At 67.9% G+C, this 16,900-nt stretch carries 19 protein-coding genes and 1 tRNA gene; 9 read left to right on the plus strand and 11 right to left on the minus strand.

Going from position 1 to position 16,900, the window contains the following annotated elements; translation table 11 throughout:
• Positions 1 to 55 precede the first annotated feature (55 nt).
• Genes BLQ28_RS17400 through BLQ28_RS17420 form a run of 6 tightly spaced genes read right to left on the minus strand, consistent with a single transcriptional unit; the run spans position 56 to position 2,480 of the window.
• On the minus strand, positions 56 to 580 hold the full coding sequence (locus BLQ28_RS17400; RefSeq protein ID WP_176801152.1) for a periplasmic heavy metal sensor: 525 nt from the start codon (positions 578 to 580) through the stop codon (positions 56 to 58).
• Positions 577 to 1,023, minus strand: a complete 447-nt coding sequence (locus BLQ28_RS33015) for a hypothetical protein (RefSeq protein WP_176801153.1) — start codon at positions 1,021 to 1,023, stop codon at positions 577 to 579. Before BLQ28_RS33015 ends, BLQ28_RS17400 begins: the two co-directional genes overlap by 4 nt.
• The gene (locus BLQ28_RS17405; RefSeq protein ID WP_093241974.1) at positions 1,020 to 1,583 is read right to left on the minus strand and encodes an RNA polymerase sigma factor; all 564 of its coding nucleotides are present in this window, start codon (positions 1,581 to 1,583) and stop codon (positions 1,020 to 1,022) included. Before BLQ28_RS17405 ends, BLQ28_RS33015 begins: the two co-directional genes overlap by 4 nt.
• Before the next feature lie 48 nt (positions 1,584 to 1,631).
• Entirely contained in the window at positions 1,632 to 1,841 is a 210-nt protein-coding gene (locus BLQ28_RS17410; RefSeq protein WP_143012505.1) for a hypothetical protein, read from the minus strand.
• 43 nt (positions 1,842 to 1,884) lie between these two features.
• Entirely contained in the window at positions 1,885 to 2,199 is a 315-nt protein-coding gene (locus BLQ28_RS33515; protein ID WP_371126683.1) for a hypothetical protein, read from the minus strand.
• A 53-nt stretch (positions 2,200 to 2,252) separates the two neighbouring features.
• Positions 2,253 to 2,480, minus strand: a complete 228-nt coding sequence (locus BLQ28_RS17420; RefSeq protein WP_093243385.1) for a hypothetical protein — start codon at positions 2,478 to 2,480, stop codon at positions 2,253 to 2,255.
• Between the two features lie 359 nt (positions 2,481 to 2,839).
• Between BLQ28_RS17420 and BLQ28_RS17425 the strand changes: the two genes are divergently transcribed.
• On the plus strand, positions 2,840 to 4,798 hold the full coding sequence (locus BLQ28_RS17425) for an adenylate/guanylate cyclase domain-containing protein (RefSeq protein ID WP_093241979.1): 1,959 nt from the start codon (positions 2,840 to 2,842) through the stop codon (positions 4,796 to 4,798).
• 115 nt (positions 4,799 to 4,913) lie between these two features.
• On the opposite strand, the gene BLQ28_RS17430 is transcribed toward BLQ28_RS17425, so the two are convergent.
• Positions 4,914 to 5,363 (minus strand): YbaY family lipoprotein, encoded by a 450-nt coding sequence (locus BLQ28_RS17430; RefSeq protein ID WP_256327345.1) that lies wholly within the window; start codon positions 5,361 to 5,363, stop codon positions 4,914 to 4,916.
• An 8-nt stretch (positions 5,364 to 5,371) separates the two neighbouring features.
• Complete coding sequence (locus BLQ28_RS17435; protein WP_093241984.1) at positions 5,372 to 7,366, minus strand: acetoacetate--CoA ligase; 1,995 nt, start codon at positions 7,364 to 7,366, stop codon at positions 5,372 to 5,374.
• Positions 7,367 to 7,466: 100 nt separating this feature from the next.
• On the opposite strand from BLQ28_RS17435, the gene BLQ28_RS17440 reads away from it, so the two are divergent.
• The 8 genes from BLQ28_RS17440 to BLQ28_RS17475 all read left to right on the plus strand — a co-directional run bounded on the left by BLQ28_RS17440 (position 7,467) and on the right by BLQ28_RS17475 (position 15,178).
• Complete coding sequence (locus BLQ28_RS17440; RefSeq protein ID WP_093241987.1) at positions 7,467 to 8,198, plus strand: TetR/AcrR family transcriptional regulator; 732 nt, start codon at positions 7,467 to 7,469, stop codon at positions 8,196 to 8,198.
• Entirely contained in the window at positions 8,195 to 9,142 is a 948-nt protein-coding gene (locus BLQ28_RS17445; protein ID WP_093241989.1) for an ABC transporter substrate-binding protein, read from the plus strand. The genes BLQ28_RS17440 and BLQ28_RS17445 overlap by 4 nt, the downstream gene beginning before the upstream one ends.
• A complete protein-coding gene (locus BLQ28_RS17450) occupies positions 9,139 to 9,999 on the plus strand; it encodes an ABC transporter ATP-binding protein (RefSeq protein WP_093241992.1) in 861 nt (286 codons plus the stop codon). The genes BLQ28_RS17445 and BLQ28_RS17450 overlap by 4 nt, the downstream gene beginning before the upstream one ends.
• On the plus strand, positions 9,992 to 10,762 hold the full coding sequence (locus BLQ28_RS17455) for an ABC transporter permease (RefSeq protein WP_093241994.1): 771 nt from the start codon (positions 9,992 to 9,994) through the stop codon (positions 10,760 to 10,762). Before BLQ28_RS17450 ends, BLQ28_RS17455 begins: the two co-directional genes overlap by 8 nt.
• Positions 10,759 to 11,550 carry an ABC transporter permease gene (locus BLQ28_RS17460; protein ID WP_093241997.1) on the plus strand — a complete coding sequence of 264 codons (792 nt, stop codon included), beginning with the start codon at positions 10,759 to 10,761 and terminating at the stop codon, positions 11,548 to 11,550. The genes BLQ28_RS17455 and BLQ28_RS17460 overlap by 4 nt, the downstream gene beginning before the upstream one ends.
• A gap of 43 nt (positions 11,551 to 11,593) precedes the next feature.
• Entirely contained in the window at positions 11,594 to 12,400 is an 807-nt protein-coding gene (locus BLQ28_RS17465) for a cyclase family protein (protein ID WP_093241999.1), read from the plus strand.
• A 44-nt stretch (positions 12,401 to 12,444) separates the two neighbouring features.
• Positions 12,445 to 13,770, plus strand: a complete 1,326-nt coding sequence (fahA, locus tag BLQ28_RS17470) for a fumarylacetoacetase (protein ID WP_093242002.1) — start codon at positions 12,445 to 12,447, stop codon at positions 13,768 to 13,770.
• Between the two features lie 367 nt (positions 13,771 to 14,137).
• Positions 14,138 to 15,178: an RNA ligase (ATP) gene (locus tag BLQ28_RS17475; protein ID WP_093242004.1), complete on the plus strand. Its 1,041-nt coding sequence runs from the start codon at positions 14,138 to 14,140 to the stop codon at positions 15,176 to 15,178.
• Between the two features lie 71 nt (positions 15,179 to 15,249).
• Here the strand turns inward: BLQ28_RS17475 and BLQ28_RS17480 are convergent.
• From BLQ28_RS17480 to BLQ28_RS17490, 3 genes are all read right to left on the minus strand, one after another.
• Positions 15,250 to 15,325: transfer RNA gene (locus BLQ28_RS17480), tRNA-Gly, on the minus strand.
• Positions 15,326 to 15,449: 124 nt separating this feature from the next.
• Entirely contained in the window at positions 15,450 to 16,358 is a 909-nt protein-coding gene (locus BLQ28_RS17485; protein WP_093242007.1) for an NAD(P)/FAD-dependent oxidoreductase, read from the minus strand.
• Complete coding sequence (locus tag BLQ28_RS17490) at positions 16,348 to 16,809, minus strand: RrF2 family transcriptional regulator (protein WP_093242009.1); 462 nt, start codon at positions 16,807 to 16,809, stop codon at positions 16,348 to 16,350. Before BLQ28_RS17490 ends, BLQ28_RS17485 begins: the two co-directional genes overlap by 11 nt.
• Between the last annotated feature and the right edge of the window lie 91 nt (positions 16,810 to 16,900).

The raw sequence follows: 16,900 nt of genomic DNA on the forward strand, positions 1-16,900 counted from the left end.
TTCAGAAGACAGCAGTGCGCGCAAGCCGTGAAGGCCATTGCGCGCAACGCCCCGGTCAGGGCTTGACTCGCGGAACGTTCACGTGGAACGGCCCCTGCAGCGCGGGCAGTGCCTGCGCAAAGCGCTCGCGGTCGACCGGGGGCAGCGTGGCCGCATAGGCCGTCACGTAGGCCTCGATCCGTTCACGGAACTCGATGTCGGCGGCGCGGGTGCGCGCCAGCGCGGCATCGATCGCCGGACGGTTGGGCACGGGCGCCGACAACAGGCGCGAGGCCTCCAGGCGGGCTTCGCGGCTGGATCGCGTCAGCCCGGCGTTGTCGCGCAGCAGTTCGCGCAGGCCGCTGCGGAAGGCCTGGCGTTGCGCGGGCGACAGGCCGTCGGCGGCGGCGGGCAGGCTCCGCGCCTTGGCCGGCGCGGCACCGTCCGCCGAGGCTTGCGCGGCCGGCCTGTCATGGTGCCGCGCGTGCTGGTCGCTCCACAGGAACCAGGCGCTGCTTGCGATGCCGCCGGCGAGGAATACGTTGAGCAGGAGGGACACCAGCGTCCAGTTGATCCCGCGTTGGGGTCGTTCGTCGTTCACTCGTCGCTCCAGTCTGCAGTGTTGCCGGCATCGAAAGTCGTGGCGGCCCAGTCCCTGTCCATTCCCGTCGGGCGCCCTGGCGGCGCGATGGCCGACAGGGCAAGGCCGAACACCAGCGCGCCGGCGGCGGCGGTGCCCACGAGGCCGACGCCCGCGGCCCACGCGCCAGCCCCCCACCATTCGCCAAGCCAGCGCCCGACGCGCCCGCGCTTCGCGCCGTGGGCGGGCGCGCCGGCCAGCGCGGCCTGAATAAGAGCTGCGCTTGGAGACGCGACGGCGCTGGCGTCCAGCAACGCATCGAGCTCCGCGGCGCGCGCCAGGATCGTCCGGGCCGAGGCGTCGCGTTCGAGCAGCGCCTGCGCATCCGCACGCTCGGCGTCCGGCCAGCGGCGCAGCTCGGCCCCCCAGGCATCGGCGAGTTCTTCAAAGCGTTCGGGCGTCATGGTCGGGTCTCCATCAGTTCTGCGCGCAGGTTGCGGCGCGCACGCGCAAGCAGGCTCTCGAGCGCATCGATAGAAATGCACATGAGCTCGGAGATGTCCGCGTGGGACAGTTCCTGGTAGTACTGAAGCACGATGGCTTCGCGCTGGCGGGCGGGCAGCCGCGCCAATGCGGATGCGACACGCTGGTCGCGCTGCGCATGGCCACAGTGCTGTTCCGGCGTCGGGGCCGCGTCCGCATGGTCCGGCAGCGCATCCACGGCCTGCTCGTGACGGGCCGCGCCTCCGCGCAGCCGGTCATAACAGAGATTGAGCACGACGCGGTGCAGCCAGGTGTCGAAGTGGGCTTCTCCGCGCCGCCATTTCGGGGCCTGCTTCCAGATGCGGACAAACGCCTCCTGCGTGACCTCTTCGGCTTCACCGCGCCGCCCGAGCAGACGCTGGGCCAGCGCCAGCAGGCGCGGCAGCTTGCGCGCCACCAGTTCGCGCGCCGCCTGCGGCTCGTTGCGGCCGAGGCGCTGCAGCAGGTCCTCGTCGGGGTCGTGTGAGTCTGGATCAGCCACTGGACAAGACCGGTTGGAGATCGGGGCGTTGCGGGGCGGCGAACAGGTTCAAGGCGGATGCCCCGGTTGGCCGTTCGGCGGATTCTCCGCCTTCGCCTCGCGCTGCACCGGCATGCGGCCGGCCATGGCGATGCGCAGGATCGGCACCGGTTGGAAGGCCATGCCGGGCGCGAGATGCGCGAACACCGGCACGGGCAGCGGCCCGACCGATGCCAGCCAGGCGAGGCCGATGACAAGAATCACGGATCTCGGGTCCATGGGCGTCTGCGTCGACAGGAAGACAACACGACAGCACGCCGGATCAACGCCACCCGCGATGCCAGCCGTAGTGGGGGTGATACCAGCCCCAGCCATAGTGGACGTGGTAGTGCCACACATAGCCGGGCCCCGGGATCGCATAGGTCGGCCGGACGTAGACCACACCCGCCGGTGCGACGTAGACGGGCCGGGCCACCACCACACGCGGCGCCACGTAGACAGGTCGGGCAACGACCACGGGCGGTGGAACGACGACGACGGGCTGGGCCTGCGCGGGCACCGCCGTCGCGAGAACGCCGATCAGGGCCAGCAGGCTGGCACCGAGGGCCGGAAGAAGGCTTTTCGTTTTCGATTTCATGGATGAACCCTGTTGGTCATGGGAAGCAAACGCAGGACGAGACGGCCCGGCCATCAGTACCACCCGCGATGCCAGCCGTAGGTCGGGTGGTGCCAGCCCCAGCCGTAATGAACGTGGTAGCGCCACACATAGCCTGGCGCGGGCATCGCGTAGGTCGGCGCGACATAGGCCACGCCGGCCGGCGCAACGTAGGCCGGGCGGATGGTGGCGGGCGCGACCACGCAACCGGTCAATACAAACGCGGAGACGGTCGCGACGACAAGGGACGAGCGGAGGAACAGCGGAAAAACTCCTTGGAGCGCAGAAACAGCGCAATGCTTGAACGGAGGCAGTCGCCGGAATCCGTCGCTCGATCTGCAAATTTTTTTCGGATGACCGATCCGAAGGCCTGTGCCGGTCGTCAACAGCTCAAAGCACCGGGAAGCAGTGCCAACCCCATCGCATCCGCGTGCCCGGCCAAAGCCGGGAGCCCCTTCAGGCTGTGCAATACCGCACACAAAGCCGAAGTCGAGCGAAAATCGCGCCCACATCCGGCGCCCACCAGGATCCCCGACACCAACGATCGGGGCCGTGGGCCCACCGGATGTCGACCCGCGGCCGTACCGCAGCGGGTGCGTTCGAGTGGTCGTCAGGGAGCTGTATGAACATCAACTCGTCCGGAAATCCGGGTGTGGCGGGAGAGCCGCCGTTTGAATTTGCCGCCGCGGGGGCCTCGTCACCCATCGCGGCGCTGGCCGTGCCGCCGGGGCGATCTCGCCGCTTCAGGGTGGACGTGGGCACCATCGTCAGTGCCGTGGCCCTGGCCCAGTCGCTGATGCTGGTCTCGCTGGGCTATTGGGGCTCGCAGCGGCTGGTGTCGCGCATCGGGGTCTCGGCGCACAAGGCCAACCACGACCGCACCGAGGATAAGGTGCTGGCCTTCCTCAAGAAGGCCGAGTCGGTCGTCGATGCGGTGGCCAGCGCCCCCAGCCTGCAACCCGCGGGCGAGCAGGTCGACAAGACGTCGGAGCTCCTGTGGACGCTGCTGGAGCAGTCACCCGAACTCGACAGCATCTACGTGGCCAACGACGCGGGCCAGATGCTGATGGCCCTGCGCTACCCCACCCCCGCCATGCGGCACATCGCGCGCGGCCCCGACTTCACGACCGAGACCTGGCACTACAAGCTGCCGCTGGAGGCCGAGGCCGACGCGCAGAGCCGCTACGCCACGCAGCGCATCGAGGCCTACCGCAGCAACTACGACCCGACGAAGCGCGGCTGGTTCGTGCAGGCCGGCGCGGCACTGGGCCCGGTGTGGACCAAGCCCTATGTGTTCGCCGCCGCGCAGGAGCTGGGGGTGACCTACGCGCAGCCCAGCCGCCGCAGCTACGCTGGCGGCAGCTCGCAGGCGCTGGTGGTGGCCGGCGACGTGTCGCTGGGCCGGCTGTCGGAGTTCGTGCGGCTCTTCAGCAGCGACGGCTCCGGCGACAGCGCCCTCTTGAGCGCCGACTTCCAGGTGCTCGCGCGCAGCGACATGCCCGGCGTCCTGCATCGGCTGGAGGCGCCGACGGGCGTGCTCGGTGCGCTGCACGACCACATGGTGGCCGCGGGCACGGCGGGCACCGGCGCCGACACGGACTTCGCCTTCTCCTACGACGGGCGGCACTACCTGGTGCAGACCTCGCGGATACCCGCCACCGGCTGGCAGCTGGTGAGCTGGGTGCCCGAAGACATGCTGCTGGGCGGCCTGCGGCGCGCGGTGCTGTGGTCGCTGCTGCTGGCGCTGGCGTTCCTGGCGCTGGCGCTGTTCCTGTCGCTGAAGCTGTCGAAGCTGGTGACGTCGCCGGTCGAGAACCTCTCGCACATCGCACGCCGCATCGGCATGCTGGAGCTGGACAACCTGCCGCGCGAACCCAGCCGCGTGCTGGAGATCCAGCACCTGGACCAGGCGCTCGACGATTCCGCGCGCAGCCTCAAGGCCTTCAGCAAGTTCGTGCCGGTGGACGTGATCAACCAGCTGATCGACGAGGGGCACGCGCTCGCGCCGAGCGGATCGCCGCGCCGCGTGACGGTGATGTTCACCGACGTGGAGGGCTTCACCTCGATCTCGGAGTCGCTCGACACCGACGTGCTGGTCGGCATGCTCACCGAGTACTTCAACCTGGCGGCGGGCGTGTTCACACGGCACGGCGGCGTGATCGACAAGTTCATCGGCGACGGCATCATGGTGCTGTGGGGCGCGCCCGCGGACCTGAAGGACGCGGAATACAAGGCCTGCCTTGCCGCGCTCGAACTGCACGTGGGCATGAGCGAGCTCAACCGCAAGTGGCGCACCGATGGCCTGCCCGAGTTCCGCACGCGCATCGGCATGCACACGGGCGTGGTGATCGCGGGGATCCTGGGCTCGAACGACCGGTTGTCTTACACGGCGTTCGGCGACGTGGTCAACGTGGCCAGCCGCATCGAAGGCATCAACAAACAGTTGGGCACGCAGATGCTGATGTCGGAGGTCACCTTCGAGGGGCTGAAGGGCCGGTTGTGCACGCGGCGCATCGAAGAGCTGGTCGAATTGCGCGGCCGGCAGACGCGCATGGTGCTCTACGAGCTGCAAACGTCATAGGCTCTCCCCCAGGCTTCGCGCACTTCGTGTCGCTTCTCCAACCCCCTTCCGGGGGCAACACCTGAGGCCCGGCAAAGCCGGTTCCTCGGTGTTCCGCGAATGAATATCCCGCCGATCAGCGCGGCGCCTGGGTCACGCGCACCAGCATCAGGTTGGCGGTGGTGCCGTTGCCCTGCGTGAGCACCGAGTACTGCGTGTCGTTAATGAACAGCAGTTGGTCGCCACGCGAGATGCGCGCCGACACCGCGTAGCGCATACGCGGGTCGATGCGCGCGGGGTCCACGGTCAGCTCGTAGGCCAGGGGCGGCTGCTTGCCGTTGGCCTTGAAGCGCTGCTCGGCGAGGGTCACCGAGGGTGCGTCCATGCGCGACACGTCGAGCAGTTGCACCACGACCTCGGCCGAAGGATCGAGCGCGATGCGCTCGCGGTAGGCCACCGTGCCGGTCACGCGCAGTGGCGCGGCGCCAGCCGATGGGGCTGGCGTCGACGAAGGCGACGCGCAGGCGCTCAACAAGGAGGCGCCGGCAACGGCGGAAAGCATCAGGAGGCTGGTACGTCTTTTCATGCGCCCCATTATGCGGAGGCACGCTGTGCGGCGAAAGCCACATACCAATCCAGGCTTCCGGGGTTTGCCATGGCCTCGCGGTTGACCACCTTCTCGATCGGCTGGCCCAGCAGCAGCTTCTTGATCGGCAGCTCCTGCTTCTTGCCCGAGAGCGTGCGCGGGATCTCGGCCACCTGGAAGATGTCGTTGGGCACGAAGCGCGGCGACAGCGAGGTCTTGATCGCGTTGTTCAGCCGCGCGCGCATCGCGTCGTCGAGCGCCACGCCGGGGCGCAGCACGACGAACAGCGGCATGTAGCTGTCGCGGCCCAGGTATTCGAGATCGACCACCATCGAGTCGAGTACTTCGGGCAGCCCCTCGACCGCGCTGTAGATCTCGCTGGTGCCCATGCGCAGGCCCTGGCGGTTGATGGTGGCGTCGCTGCGGCCGTAGATGATGCAGCCGCCGTCTTCGCCGATCTTGATCCAGTCGCCGTGGCGCCATACGCCGGGGTAGGTGTCGAAGTAGCTCGACAGGTAGCGCGCGTTGCCTTCGTCGCCCCAGAAGTACAGCGGCATCGACGGAATGGCCTTGGTGCACACCAGCTCGCCGACCTCGCCGATGACGGGCTGGCCCTGTTCGTTCCAGGCCTCGACCGCGTGGCCGAGTTCGCGGCATTGCATCTGGCCGGGCACTTCGGGCAGGTCGCGATGGCCACCGACGAAGGCGCCGCAGAAGTCGGTGCCGCCGGAGATGTTGCACCACCACACCTCCTTCGAGCCCGCATCGAGGATCTGCTTCGAGCCCCAGCGCTGCACCTCTTCGGGCAGCGGCGAGCCGGTGCTGCCGAGTGCGCGCACGCGCGAGAGATCGCCGCAGTCCTTCGCGACAAGGCCCGCCTTCATGCAGTTGGTGAAGTAGGCCGCGCCCGCGCCGAAGAAGGTGACCTTGTGCCGCGCGACAAAACGCCACAGCACGCTCCAGTCGGGCTTCTCCTTGCTGCCCGCCGGGTTGCCGTCGTAGATGCAGATGGTGGCGCCGAAGGCCAGGCCCGAGAGCTGCGAGTTCCACATCACCCAGCCGGTGGAGCTGTACCAGTGGTAGCGCTCGCCGAAGTTGTTGGCGCCATAGCTTGCGCCCACGTCGTTGTGCAGGCCGCAGGCATGCATGGTGAGGATGATGCCGCCCTGCCCGTGCACGATGGGCTTGGGCAGGCCGGTGGTGCCGCTCGAATAGACGATCCAGATCGGGTGGTCGAAGGGCAGCCACTCGGGCTCGAAGGCGGCCACCTCTGCGTCGTTGCGTGCGATGGCCTGCGTCCATTCGACATCGTGCGGCACCGCGCTCGCGGCGAACGGCGACTTCACGAGCAGCAGCTTCTGCACGCTGGGCAACTGGCCGCGCAGCTCCTGCAGCACCGCGCTGCGGTCGAGCGGCTTGCCGCCGTAGTGCACGCCGTCGACGGCGATCAGCACCTTGGGCTCGATCTGGCGAAAGCGGTCGGTGACGGCGGCGGTGCCCATGTCGGGCGCGCACACGCTCCAGATCGCGCCGATGCTGGAGCACGCGAGAAAGGCCACCATGGTCTCGGGCACGTTGGGCATGTAGGCCGCGACGCGGTCGCCGCGCTGCACGCCGAGCGACTTGAGCGTGAGCGCCACCGCAGCCACCTGGCGGCGCAACTCGGGCCACGACAGCTCGCGCACTTCGCCGAGTTCGTTGTCGCTCACGATGGCCGGCATGCCGGCGGCGTGGGCCACATCGGCGTGGCGCAGCACTTCGCGCGCGTAGTTGACCTGGGCACCGGGGAACCAGCGCGCGGTGGGCATGCGCGGCTGCGCGAGCACGGCGGTGTGCGGCGTGGGCGAGCGCAGGCCGGCGTAGTCCCAGATGCTCTGCCAGAAGGCATCGAGCTCGGTGACCGACCAGCGCCACATCGCGTCGTAGCTGTCGAACGAGAGGCCGCGCGTGTCGCGCAGCCAGTTTTGATAGAGGCGGATCTGGGGGATGTTGGGGGCGGACATGCACCGAGCGTAGCGCTGCGAACGAGCGTGCTCAATCGGGGTTGACCTCAGGGTTTGTACGTGTGTTCAATAATTTTGTACAAGCGTTCAATACGCCCCCATGAACGTCCGTACGCCGACCGTCAAACGCGCTGCCTCCCGCGCCGCGGCCATCACCGCCGAGGCCGCGCGGCCCGACCGCAAGCAGGCCATCCTGCTGGCGGCCGAGAAGCTCTTCGCACAGCACGGCTACCACGTGGTGACGATCCGCCAGATCGCCGAAGAAGCCGGCGTGCCGCTGGCGCTGGTGGGCTACTACTACGGCCAGAAGCACGAGCTGTTTCACGCGATCTTCGAGCACTGGAGCCACACCGTCGAGGCGCGGCTCGCAGGGCTGGCCGCAGTGGACATCGACCCCGACGACACGCGCACGCTGCCGCGCATCATCGAAGCCTTCACCGCGCCCGTGCTGACGCTGCGCGCCAGCTCCGAAGGCGAGTACTACGCACTGCTGGTGGCCCGCGAGCTGTACCACGCCACCGAAGAAGCCGACCGCGTGCTGCGCGCCTACTTCGACCCGCTGGCCGAGGCGTACATCGATGCGCTGCACCTCGCGCTGCCGCACGCCACGCGCGGCCAGGCCGCCTGGGGCTACCAGTTCGCACTGGGCTCGCTGCTGCACCACCTGAACGACAGCCGCATCGAACGGCTCTCGCGCGGCGAGAACACGCGCGCCGACCCCGCCGTGGCGCCGATGCTGGTGAACTTCATCGTCGGCGGCCTGCGCGCCGCGCTGCCACGGCCCAAGACCCCACGCGCGAACAAAACCACCCCCAGGAGACAAAAGCCATGATGAAAAGACGCACCCTGCTGTCGGTGCTCGCGGCCGCATCGGCCAGCGCCGCACTGCCCTCGCGCGCGCAGCAGTCCAACCCGAAGATCGTGTTCGGCTACACGGCGGTGACCGACTTCGCCTCTGTCTTCGTGGCGGCCGAAGAGGGCTACTTCAAGAAGCGCAGCCTCGACGTCGAGCTCAAGTTCATTCCGCTCAACTCCACCATTCCTGCTGCACTGCAATCCGACTCGCTGCAGATCGGCGGGCCCACGCCTTCGGTCTTCCTGCAGGCGGTCGACGGCGGGCTCGACCTGGTGCTGGTGGCCGGCGGCGGCCTCACCTCGAAGACGATCACCGGCTTCGGCCTCGTGGCGCGTGCGGGCTCGGGCATCAAGAGCGCACAGGACTGCGTCGGCAAGAAGATCGGCGTGCCGGGCCTGGGCGCCTTCCTGCACGTGACCTTTCGCGCGTGGTTGAAAGACAGCGGCGTGGACTACCGCAAGGTCAACTTCGTCGAAGCCGCATTCCCGCAGCATGCCGACCTGCTGCGCGGCGGCTCGGTCGATGCGGTGGTGTCGGCCGATCCGTTCATGAGCCGCATCACCGAGAGCGGCGCGGGCTATGTGGCCTCGTACTACTCGACCTTCCTGCCCGAGAACAACCAGACCATCGTGCATGCCGCCAAGCGCGAGTGGGTCGCGAAGAACCCGGCGACCGCACGTGCCTTCCGCGAGGCGCTGGTCGAATCGGCCGCCTTCATCCAGCAGCCGAAGAACGACGCGAAGGTGCGCGCGAGCATCGGCAAGTACATCAAGCTGCCGCCCGAAGTGCTGGCCAAGGTGCAGGTCTCGCCACCGGGCCCGGTCGTCACCGACAAGCAGCTGGGCTACTGGACCGGGCTGATGAAGGAGCAGGACATGCTCAAGACCCCCATCGACGTCGCAAAGCTGATCGCCAAGTGATCGCCGCACCCGCTCCCGTCGTCGCACGCGCCGCGCTGTCGACCGGTGCGGCCCTTCATCCGCCAGCCAGCACCACGATGCCCGCCACACCCTTTCTGCGCTTCGACGGCGTGACCATCCGTCTCGGCGGCCGCGAGATCTTGTCGCCCACTTCCTTCGACGTGGCACGCGGCGAGTTCGTCTGCATCGTCGGCCCCAGCGGCTGCGGCAAGACCACGCTGCTGCGCGCGGCCAGCGGCCTCGTCACGGCCAGCGCCGGCGAGGTGCGGCGCAACGGCGTGAAGATGACCGAGCCGTCGCGCGAAGTGGCCTTCGTGTTCCAGGACTACGGCCGCGCGCTGCTGCCTTGGCGCACGGTGGAAGGCAATGTGAGCCTGGCGCTCGAAGCCGCCGGCGTGCCCGTGGCCGAACGTGCGCCGCGCATCGCCGACGTGCTGGGCAAGGTGGGCCTGGCGAAGCACGCGCACAAGTTTCCGGTGCAGCTGTCGGGCGGTATGCAGCAGCGCGCGCAGATCGCCCGCTGCCTCGCGCAGAAGCCCGAGCTGATGATGATGGACGAGCCCTTCGGCGCGCTCGACGCACTCACGCGCCAGAGCCTTCAGGACGAGCTGGCGCGGCTGGTGCGCGACGACGGGCTCACGGTGCTGTTCGTCACGCACGATCTCGAAGAGGCCATCTACCTGGGCGACCGCGTGATCGCGCTGCAGGCCAACCCCGGGCCGGGCCGGCCCAGCCTGGCGCGGATGATCGACGTGAAGATCCCGCGCCCGCGCGACCAGCTCACGACGAAGGAGCATCCCGAATACCTGCAGTTGCGGCGTGAGCTGTTCGCCTTCATCGAGCAGGGCCATGACTGAGAACCGCCTCTTGCGCTGGCTGCGGCCGTGGGTGTTCCCTGCCCTGCTGGTCGGCGCCTTCGAGTGGTACGCGCGGCGCGCGGCCGCATTGGGCAGCGATGCGATCGCGCCGCCGAGCGCTGCCGTCAAGGCCTTTGTCGGTGCGGCCCTCGACGGTTCGCTGTGGCAGGCGACGGGCTTCACGCTCGGCACCGCCGCGCTCGGCCTGCTGCTGGGCGCGGTGCTCGGCATTGCGCTGGGGCTGCTGCTTGGCCTCTCGCGCCGCGCGGCGCAACTGGGCGCGATGTCGATCGAGGTGCTGCGGCCCGTGCCGTCCGTTGCGTTGATTCCTTTGGCGATGCTCGGCTTCGGTTTCGGCGTGCGCATGGAACTGGCGATCGTCGCCTTCGCCACCTTCTGGCCGCTGCTGGTGCTGGTGCAATCGGCCGTGCAGCAGATCGAGCCCCGCTTGCTCGAAGTGAGCCGCGTGCTCGGCCTGACGGCACGCGAGCGGGCTTTCAAGATCGTGCTGCCGGCCATCGTGCCGCGCCTGTTCGTCGCGCTGCGGCTCGGCGTGGCGGTGGCGCTGGTGGTCGCGGTCACTGTGGAGATCGCGGCCAACCCCAACGGCATGGGCTACGCGATGATGATTGCGCAACAGAGCTTCGACCCCGCGCTGATGCTCGCGTGGCTGGGATGGATCGGCGTGGTGGGCTTCGCGGTCAACGCGGGCATGCTGCTTTTGCAGCGCGTGGTCGCGCGGCGCATGGGGGTGTTGTCATGAACGGCAACGACCGCAGCCGCTTCGGCATGAACTGGCTCGGCTCGTTCGCCGTGCTGTGCGCGCTGATTGCGCTCTGGTGGATCGCGAGCAACGCCGGCTGGGTCAGCCGCGTGTTCCTGCCCACGCCGCAAGCCACCTTCGCGAGCCTGCTCGAAGGGCTCAACCTTGCTGGCGATTCTGGCAACGGCGAGTTGCTCGCCTTCACGCAGGCAACGGTGGGCCGCATGGTCGAGGGCTGGCTGCTGGCTTCGTTGTTCGGCGTGGTGCTGGGCGCGGCCATCGGCGTGTCGCCGGCGGTGCGCGCGTGGGTGCAGCCCACGCTCGAGTTCATTCGCCCGTTGCCCGCGTCGGCGCTGCTGCCGCTGGCCATTTCGATCTTTGGCCTGAACCCCGGCATGGTGCTGTTCGTGGTGGCCTTCGGCGCGATGTGGCCGGTGCTGCTGGCCACGGTGCACGGCTTCGCGGCGGTGGAGCCGCGCCTGTCGGAAGTGGCGCGCTGCCTGCAGATGTCGCGCGCCGCGTACATCTGGAAGATGGGCCTGCCCAATGCCATGCCCGACATCCTGGCCGGCATGCGGCTCGCGTTGACCATCGCGCTGATCGTCGCGGTGGTGGGCGAAATGATCGCCTCACAGAACGGGCTGGGCCAGGCCATCCTGCTGGCGGCTCGCGCCTTTCGCGCCAGCGATCTCTTTGCCGGCATCGTGCTGCTCGGGCTCATCGGCTTCGCGAGCAATGCACTGTTGGCCTTTGCAGAAAAGCGGCTGCTGCGCTGGCAGCACCCCTGATTCCTTCACACCGACAACCACACACCCCACAAGGAGCCCCGCCATGCCACGCAAGTTCGTCGACCTCTCGATCTTTCTCGAAAACGATGTGCTGTCCGACCCGCCCGCCTTCGCGCCGAAGATCCAGTACTTCACGCACGAGCAGACCTACGAGCAGATCGAGCCCTTCTTTCCGGGCCTGAAGAAAGAAGACCTGCCCGACGGCGAAGGCTGGGCGGTGGAGCTGGTGCAGCTGTCGACGCACAACGGCACGCACCTCGATGCGCCCTATCACTTTCACTCGACCATGGACAAGGCGCTGGGCGAGAAGAAGCCCGCCATCGCCATCCACGACGTGCCGCTCGAATGGTGCTTCCAGCCGGGCGTGAAGCTCGACTTTCGCCACTTCGCCGACGGCTACGTGGTCACGGCCGACGACGTCGAGGCCGAGCTCAAGCGCATCGGCCACACGCTGAGCCCATTGGAGATCGTGGTGGTCAACACGCGTGCCGGCTCGCGCTATGGCAACCCCGACTACGTGTCGGCCGGCGCCGGCATGGGCTACGAAGCCACCATGTACCTGCTGGAGCGCGGCGTGCGCCTCACCGGCACCGACGCGTGGAGCTGGGACGCGCCCTTCGTGCACACCGCCAAGAAGTACGGCGAGACGCACGACGCCTCGCTGATCTGGGAAGGCCACAAGGCCGGCCGCGACATCGGCTACTGCCACATCGAGAAACTGCACAACCTCGAAGTGCTGCCGCCCACGGGCTTCTTCATCAGCTGCTTTCCGCACAAGATCCGCGGCGCATCGGCGGGCTGGACGCGCGCGGTCGCGATCTTCGACGACGCGCTGATGGCGTCGGTCTGAACGCACGAACGAATGAACGAATCGAACAGCGAAAGACACCGCCCATGATCGCGCTCAACCACACGCACGACGCCAGCGCCCGCAGCTGGGTCGAATCGGCCAACGTCGCAGGCACCGACTTTCCGATCCAGAACCTGCCCTATGCGATGTTTCGCCGCATCGGCAGCCCCGAGCCGTTTCGCGGCGGCGTGGCCATCGGCGACCAGGTGCTCGACCTGGCGGCGCTGGCCACGAGCGCGCATGTCGACGGGCTCGCGCTCGATGCGGCGCGCGCGGCCGCGCAGCCGGCGCTGAACGACTTCTTCGCGCTCGGCGCGCCCGCATGGCAGGCGCTGCGCCACGCGGTCTTCGCGCTGCTGCGAAGCGACGCACCGGCGGCCACGGTGCACGAACTGCGCAGCCGATGCCTCGTGTCGCAGGCCGAGGTCGAATACACCGTGCCCGCGCGCATCGGCGACTACACCGACTTCTACACGTCGATCGACCATGCGCTGAACATCACGCGGCTGTTCAACCCAGAAGGCGACGTGACGCCGAACTTCCGCTGGATTCCGACCGCGTACCACGGGCGCGTGTCGACCATCGGCGTGAGCGGGCAGCGCTTTCACCGGCCGATGGGGCAGACGATGGCGCCCGGCGCCAAGGCGCCCACGTACCACGCCTGTGCGCGGCTCGACTACGAGCTCGAGCTCGGCGTGTGGATCGGCGAAGGCAACGCGGCCGGCGAGCCGATTCCGCTCGAACGCGCGGAAGAACACATCTTCGGCATCTGCCTGCTCAACGACTGGTCGGCGCGCGACATCCAGTTCTGGGAGATGGCACCGCTCGGGCCATTCCTTGCGAAGAACTTCGCGACAACGATCTCGCCGTGGATCGTGACGATGGAAGAGCTCGCGCCCTATCGCCAGGCCTGGACCCGCCCGGCCGATGAGCCCCAGCCGCTGGCCTATCTGGAGAACGCTGAAAACCGCGAGAGCGGTGCGATCGACATCCGGCTCGAAGTCTGGCTCGAAAGCGAGAAGGCGCGCCAGGACAAGAGCGGCCCTTCGCGCCTGTCGGGCACCAGCTTCAGGCACCAGTACTGGAGCGTGGCGCAGATGGTGGCGCACCACACGATGGGCGGCTGCAAGCTGAACCCGGGCGACCTGTTCGGCAGCGGCACGATCTCGGGCCCCGGCCCTGGCGAAGCCGGCGCGATCATCGAACTGACGCGCGCGGGGCAGACCCCCGTCGCGTTGGCGAATGGTGAACAGCGCGGTTTTCTGGAAGACGGCGACGCCGTGCTGTTGCGCGGCTGGTGCGAAAAACCCGGACATGCGCGCATCGGGTTCGGGGAAAGCCGGGGGACGGTGTTGGCGGCGAAGGGCTGACGCAGCCGCAAAACCACACAGGCGGTTGACGCCGCCGTAAACACTATTTACAGTCCGACTCCTTCGCGGATCTGTCCGCACAGATTCGACACCCATTCACACACACCTGCCGTCTTCATCGTGAACCCCACGCCGGTCATCGCCATCGCCCACAACGCCTGCCCCACATCGGGCAGAGCGTTCGCGCGCGGCGCGGCCTATCAGGGCGCGATCAATCAGCAGGACCATCACGCCACACCGGGCGGAGGCGGCGCGTAGCGCGCACACCTCTTCGACTCTCTTTCTTCAGAGGCCCGGCAACCGAATGGTTCCGGGCCTCTTTTCATTTTTCGTCACCATCATTCATCACCACAGGGAGAAAACAACCATGCGCAAACTTGCCACCGTCCGCACCGTCGACACCATCCGCCCGATCCCCGGCGCCGATGCGATCGAATGCGCGGTTGTCGAAGGCTGGACCGTCGTCATCAAGAAGGGCGAGTTCGCCGTCGGCGACCGGGGCCTGTTCTTCGAGATCGACGCGTTCCTGCCGCTCGACGACCCGCGCTTCGCCTTTCTGGAGAAGTCCGCGATCACCTGGAACGAGCGACGCGGCGTGCGGCTTCGCACGATGAAGCTGCGCGGCCAGATCTCGCAAGGGCTGATCCTGCCGCTGTCGCAGTTCGCCGAGATCGACGCGCTGGCACTGGCCGATCCGGCGCTGCGTCAACGTGATTGGGCTGCGCTTTTCGGCGTCGAGAAATGGGAGCCTGTGATCCCCGCGTGCCTGTCGGGCGAGGTGGAAGGCGCATTCCCGTCCTTCATCGCCAAGACCGACCAGGAACGGATCCAGAACCTGCCCGAGGTTCTTGCCGCGGGCGACGCGCATGTGTTCGAAGTCACGGTCAAGCTCGACGGATCGAGCATGACCGTGTTCCACAACGCAGGCGCGCTCGGGGTCTGTGGCCGCAACTGGCAGCTGCGCGAAACGGCCGGCAACAGCCTGTGGCGCGTGGCGCGGCAAGACCGCCTGCTCGAAGCCTTGGCGACGCTGGGTCGCAACGTGGCGCTGCAGGGCGAGATCATCGGCGAGGGCATCCAGGGCAACCCGGAAAAGCTGCGCGGCCAGGCGTTCCACGTCTTCGACGTGTTCGACATCGACCGGAGCAGCTACTGCGGCATGGAAGAGCGCAGTGCCCTCCTCGACCTTCTGCGCGAGCTGGGGGCAACGGTTCGCACCGTTCCGCTGCTCGAAGTGACCACGCTCGATCGCTTCGGCGGATCGATGGCCGAGGTGCTGGCGTTCGCCGAGGGGCCGTCGCTCAACCCGGCCTGCGCCCGCGAAGGCCTGGTGTTCAAGCGGCTGGACGGCGGGTTGTCTTTCAAGGCGATCTCGAACAGCTACCTGCTGAAGCATTCGGACCGTTGAGCCAGGCGCCATGGGCGTGCAAGGCGCCCAAAGAAAAAGGCCACCGGTGAGGTGGCCTTTTTCATGCGATTTGGAGCGGGAAAAGAGTCTCGAACTCTCGACCTCAACCTTGGCAAGGTTGCGCTCTACCAACTGAGCTATTCCCGCGTGACAAGCCTCGAATTATAGGGGAATTTTTGGCTCATTTTTCCGACCCCGCACATCAAAGGCGTTTTGTGGCGATGTCCTCCCCGTCTTGAGGGAGTGCGGGCTCGATCTTGCCCTCTGGAAATCAGGCGCCGAACACCAGCGAACGATGCACCGCCACGCCCGCGAGCACCCCGTCGGAAGACGCGCGCGTGGCGTTCTGGAACGGCATCGCGATGTCGCCCGCGGCGTACACGCCCGGTACCGTGGTGGCCTTGAACGCATCGGTGCGGACCATCGGGCCGAAGGGGCCGTCGTCGATGGCGCAACCGAGCTGCTCCGCGAGCGGGCTGCCCATGCGCGGCTGCGGCGCCACATACAGCGCGTCGATGGGCAGCAGCCGGCCGTCGTCGATGCGCACGCCCGCAAGATCGGGCGCCGAGCCTTCGAGACCGACGACACGCCCCGGCTCGATGGTCACGCCGCGCGACTGCAGCTTCTGGCGCGTCTCGCCGTCGACTGCATCGGCGTTGCCATTCAGGAAGAGCGTGGTCGGCCCCCATTCGGCGATGAGCAGCGCGTGGTCGGGCGGCATCGGGGCAGCGAAGAGCACGCCCAGTCGCCGGTCGCTGAACTCGTAGCCGTGGCAATAGGGACAGTGCAGCACGCTGGTGCCCCAGCGCTCGCGCACACCGTCGATGTCGGGCAGGCCGTCCTGCACGCCGAAGGCCAGCAAGAGGCGGTCGGCCGACAGCGGCGCGTCGCGGCCCTGCAGCGACACCGTGAAGCCGCCCGCGCCATCGGCCTTCGCGGCAACGGCGCTGCCCTCGACGAAAGTGACGGACGGATAGGCCAGCACCTTGGCGCGCGCCTGGGCAATCATCTGCAGCGGCGGCACGCCGTCCTGCCCGAAGAAGCCGTGCGACTGCGCAGTGAAGCGGTTGCGCGGCGCGCCGGCGTCCACCACGCACACCTTCTTGCGCGCGCGGGCGAGTTGCATCGCAGCGGAAAGGCCGGCAAAGCTGCCGCCCACGACAAGAGCGTCATAGCGCATGTTCAATGTCCTTCAAGGTGAGGCCGCCGCCCGTCATGCGGCGATGAAAGTCTTTGGAAAGATCGGCCAGCGTGATGCTGTTGAAGCGCTTGAGCAGCAGGGCCTCGGCCTCGTCGCAGACGCCGTCGAGCGCCGCGTTCACGGCCTGCTCGACCGCGCACCCCGGGTTTTCGGTGCGGTTGCCCATGGCCAGCAGCGCAGGCGCGCCGACCGCGTTGTGGATGTCGCCCAGCGTCACGCGGGACAAGGTGCACGACAGCACCCAGCCGCCGCCGTGGCCCTTGGCCGAACTCACGAACCCGGCCTGCCGCAGGCCGGCCATGACCCGGCGCACGACGACGGGGTTCGTGTGCATCGCCTTCGCCAGGGTTTCGGAAGTGACGGGGCCATCCATCTCGGCCATGTGCAGCAGCACGTGGAGAACGGCTGAAAGCTTGCTGTCTCGTTTCATGCAACATTATTAGTTGCGTGTGTTTGACATGGCGGCTCACGGGGTTTTTCCGCATCCACCTCAAGTCGCCCCGCTGCTACGAGAATCCATC

Origin of the sequence: Variovorax sp. EL159 (assembly GCF_900100965.1) — a bacterium.
Lineage (GTDB): Bacteria > Pseudomonadota > Gammaproteobacteria > Burkholderiales > Burkholderiaceae_C > Variovorax.

What these genes read in the sequence shown, in the direction of transcription:
- BLQ28_RS17445 (WP_093241989.1), top strand. Translation starts at nt 8,195, where the DNA reads ATGATGAAAAGACGCACCCTGCTGTCGGTGCTCGCGGCCGCATCGGCC.
- BLQ28_RS17455 (WP_093241994.1), top strand. Translation starts at nt 9,992, where the DNA reads ATGACTGAGAACCGCCTCTTGCGCTGGCTGCGGCCGTGGGTGTTCCCT.
- BLQ28_RS17485 (WP_093242007.1), bottom strand. Translation starts at nt 16,358, where the DNA reads ATGCGCTATGACGCTCTTGTCGTGGGCGGCAGCTTTGCCGGCCTTTCC.
- BLQ28_RS17430 (WP_256327345.1), bottom strand. Translation starts at nt 5,363, where the DNA reads ATGAAAAGACGTACCAGCCTCCTGATGCTTTCCGCCGTTGCCGGCGCC.
- BLQ28_RS17435 (WP_093241984.1), bottom strand. Translation starts at nt 7,366, where the DNA reads ATGTCCGCCCCCAACATCCCCCAGATCCGCCTCTATCAAAACTGGCTG.
- BLQ28_RS17475 (WP_093242004.1), top strand. Translation starts at nt 14,138, where the DNA reads ATGCGCAAACTTGCCACCGTCCGCACCGTCGACACCATCCGCCCGATC.
- BLQ28_RS17465 (WP_093241999.1), top strand. Translation starts at nt 11,594, where the DNA reads ATGCCACGCAAGTTCGTCGACCTCTCGATCTTTCTCGAAAACGATGTG.
- BLQ28_RS17490 (WP_093242009.1), bottom strand. Translation starts at nt 16,809, where the DNA reads ATGAAACGAGACAGCAAGCTTTCAGCCGTTCTCCACGTGCTGCTGCAC.
- BLQ28_RS17410 (WP_143012505.1), bottom strand. Translation starts at nt 1,841, where the DNA reads ATGGACCCGAGATCCGTGATTCTTGTCATCGGCCTCGCCTGGCTGGCA.
- BLQ28_RS17425 (WP_093241979.1), top strand. Translation starts at nt 2,840, where the DNA reads ATGAACATCAACTCGTCCGGAAATCCGGGTGTGGCGGGAGAGCCGCCG.
- fahA (WP_093242002.1), top strand. Translation starts at nt 12,445, where the DNA reads ATGATCGCGCTCAACCACACGCACGACGCCAGCGCCCGCAGCTGGGTC.
- BLQ28_RS17460 (WP_093241997.1), top strand. Translation starts at nt 10,759, where the DNA reads ATGAACGGCAACGACCGCAGCCGCTTCGGCATGAACTGGCTCGGCTCG.
- BLQ28_RS33515 (WP_371126683.1), bottom strand. Translation starts at nt 2,199, where the DNA reads ATGAAATCGAAAACGAAAAGCCTTCTTCCGGCCCTCGGTGCCAGCCTG.
- BLQ28_RS33015 (WP_176801153.1), bottom strand. Translation starts at nt 1,023, where the DNA reads ATGACGCCCGAACGCTTTGAAGAACTCGCCGATGCCTGGGGGGCCGAG.
- BLQ28_RS17440 (WP_093241987.1), top strand. Translation starts at nt 7,467, where the DNA reads ATGAACGTCCGTACGCCGACCGTCAAACGCGCTGCCTCCCGCGCCGCG.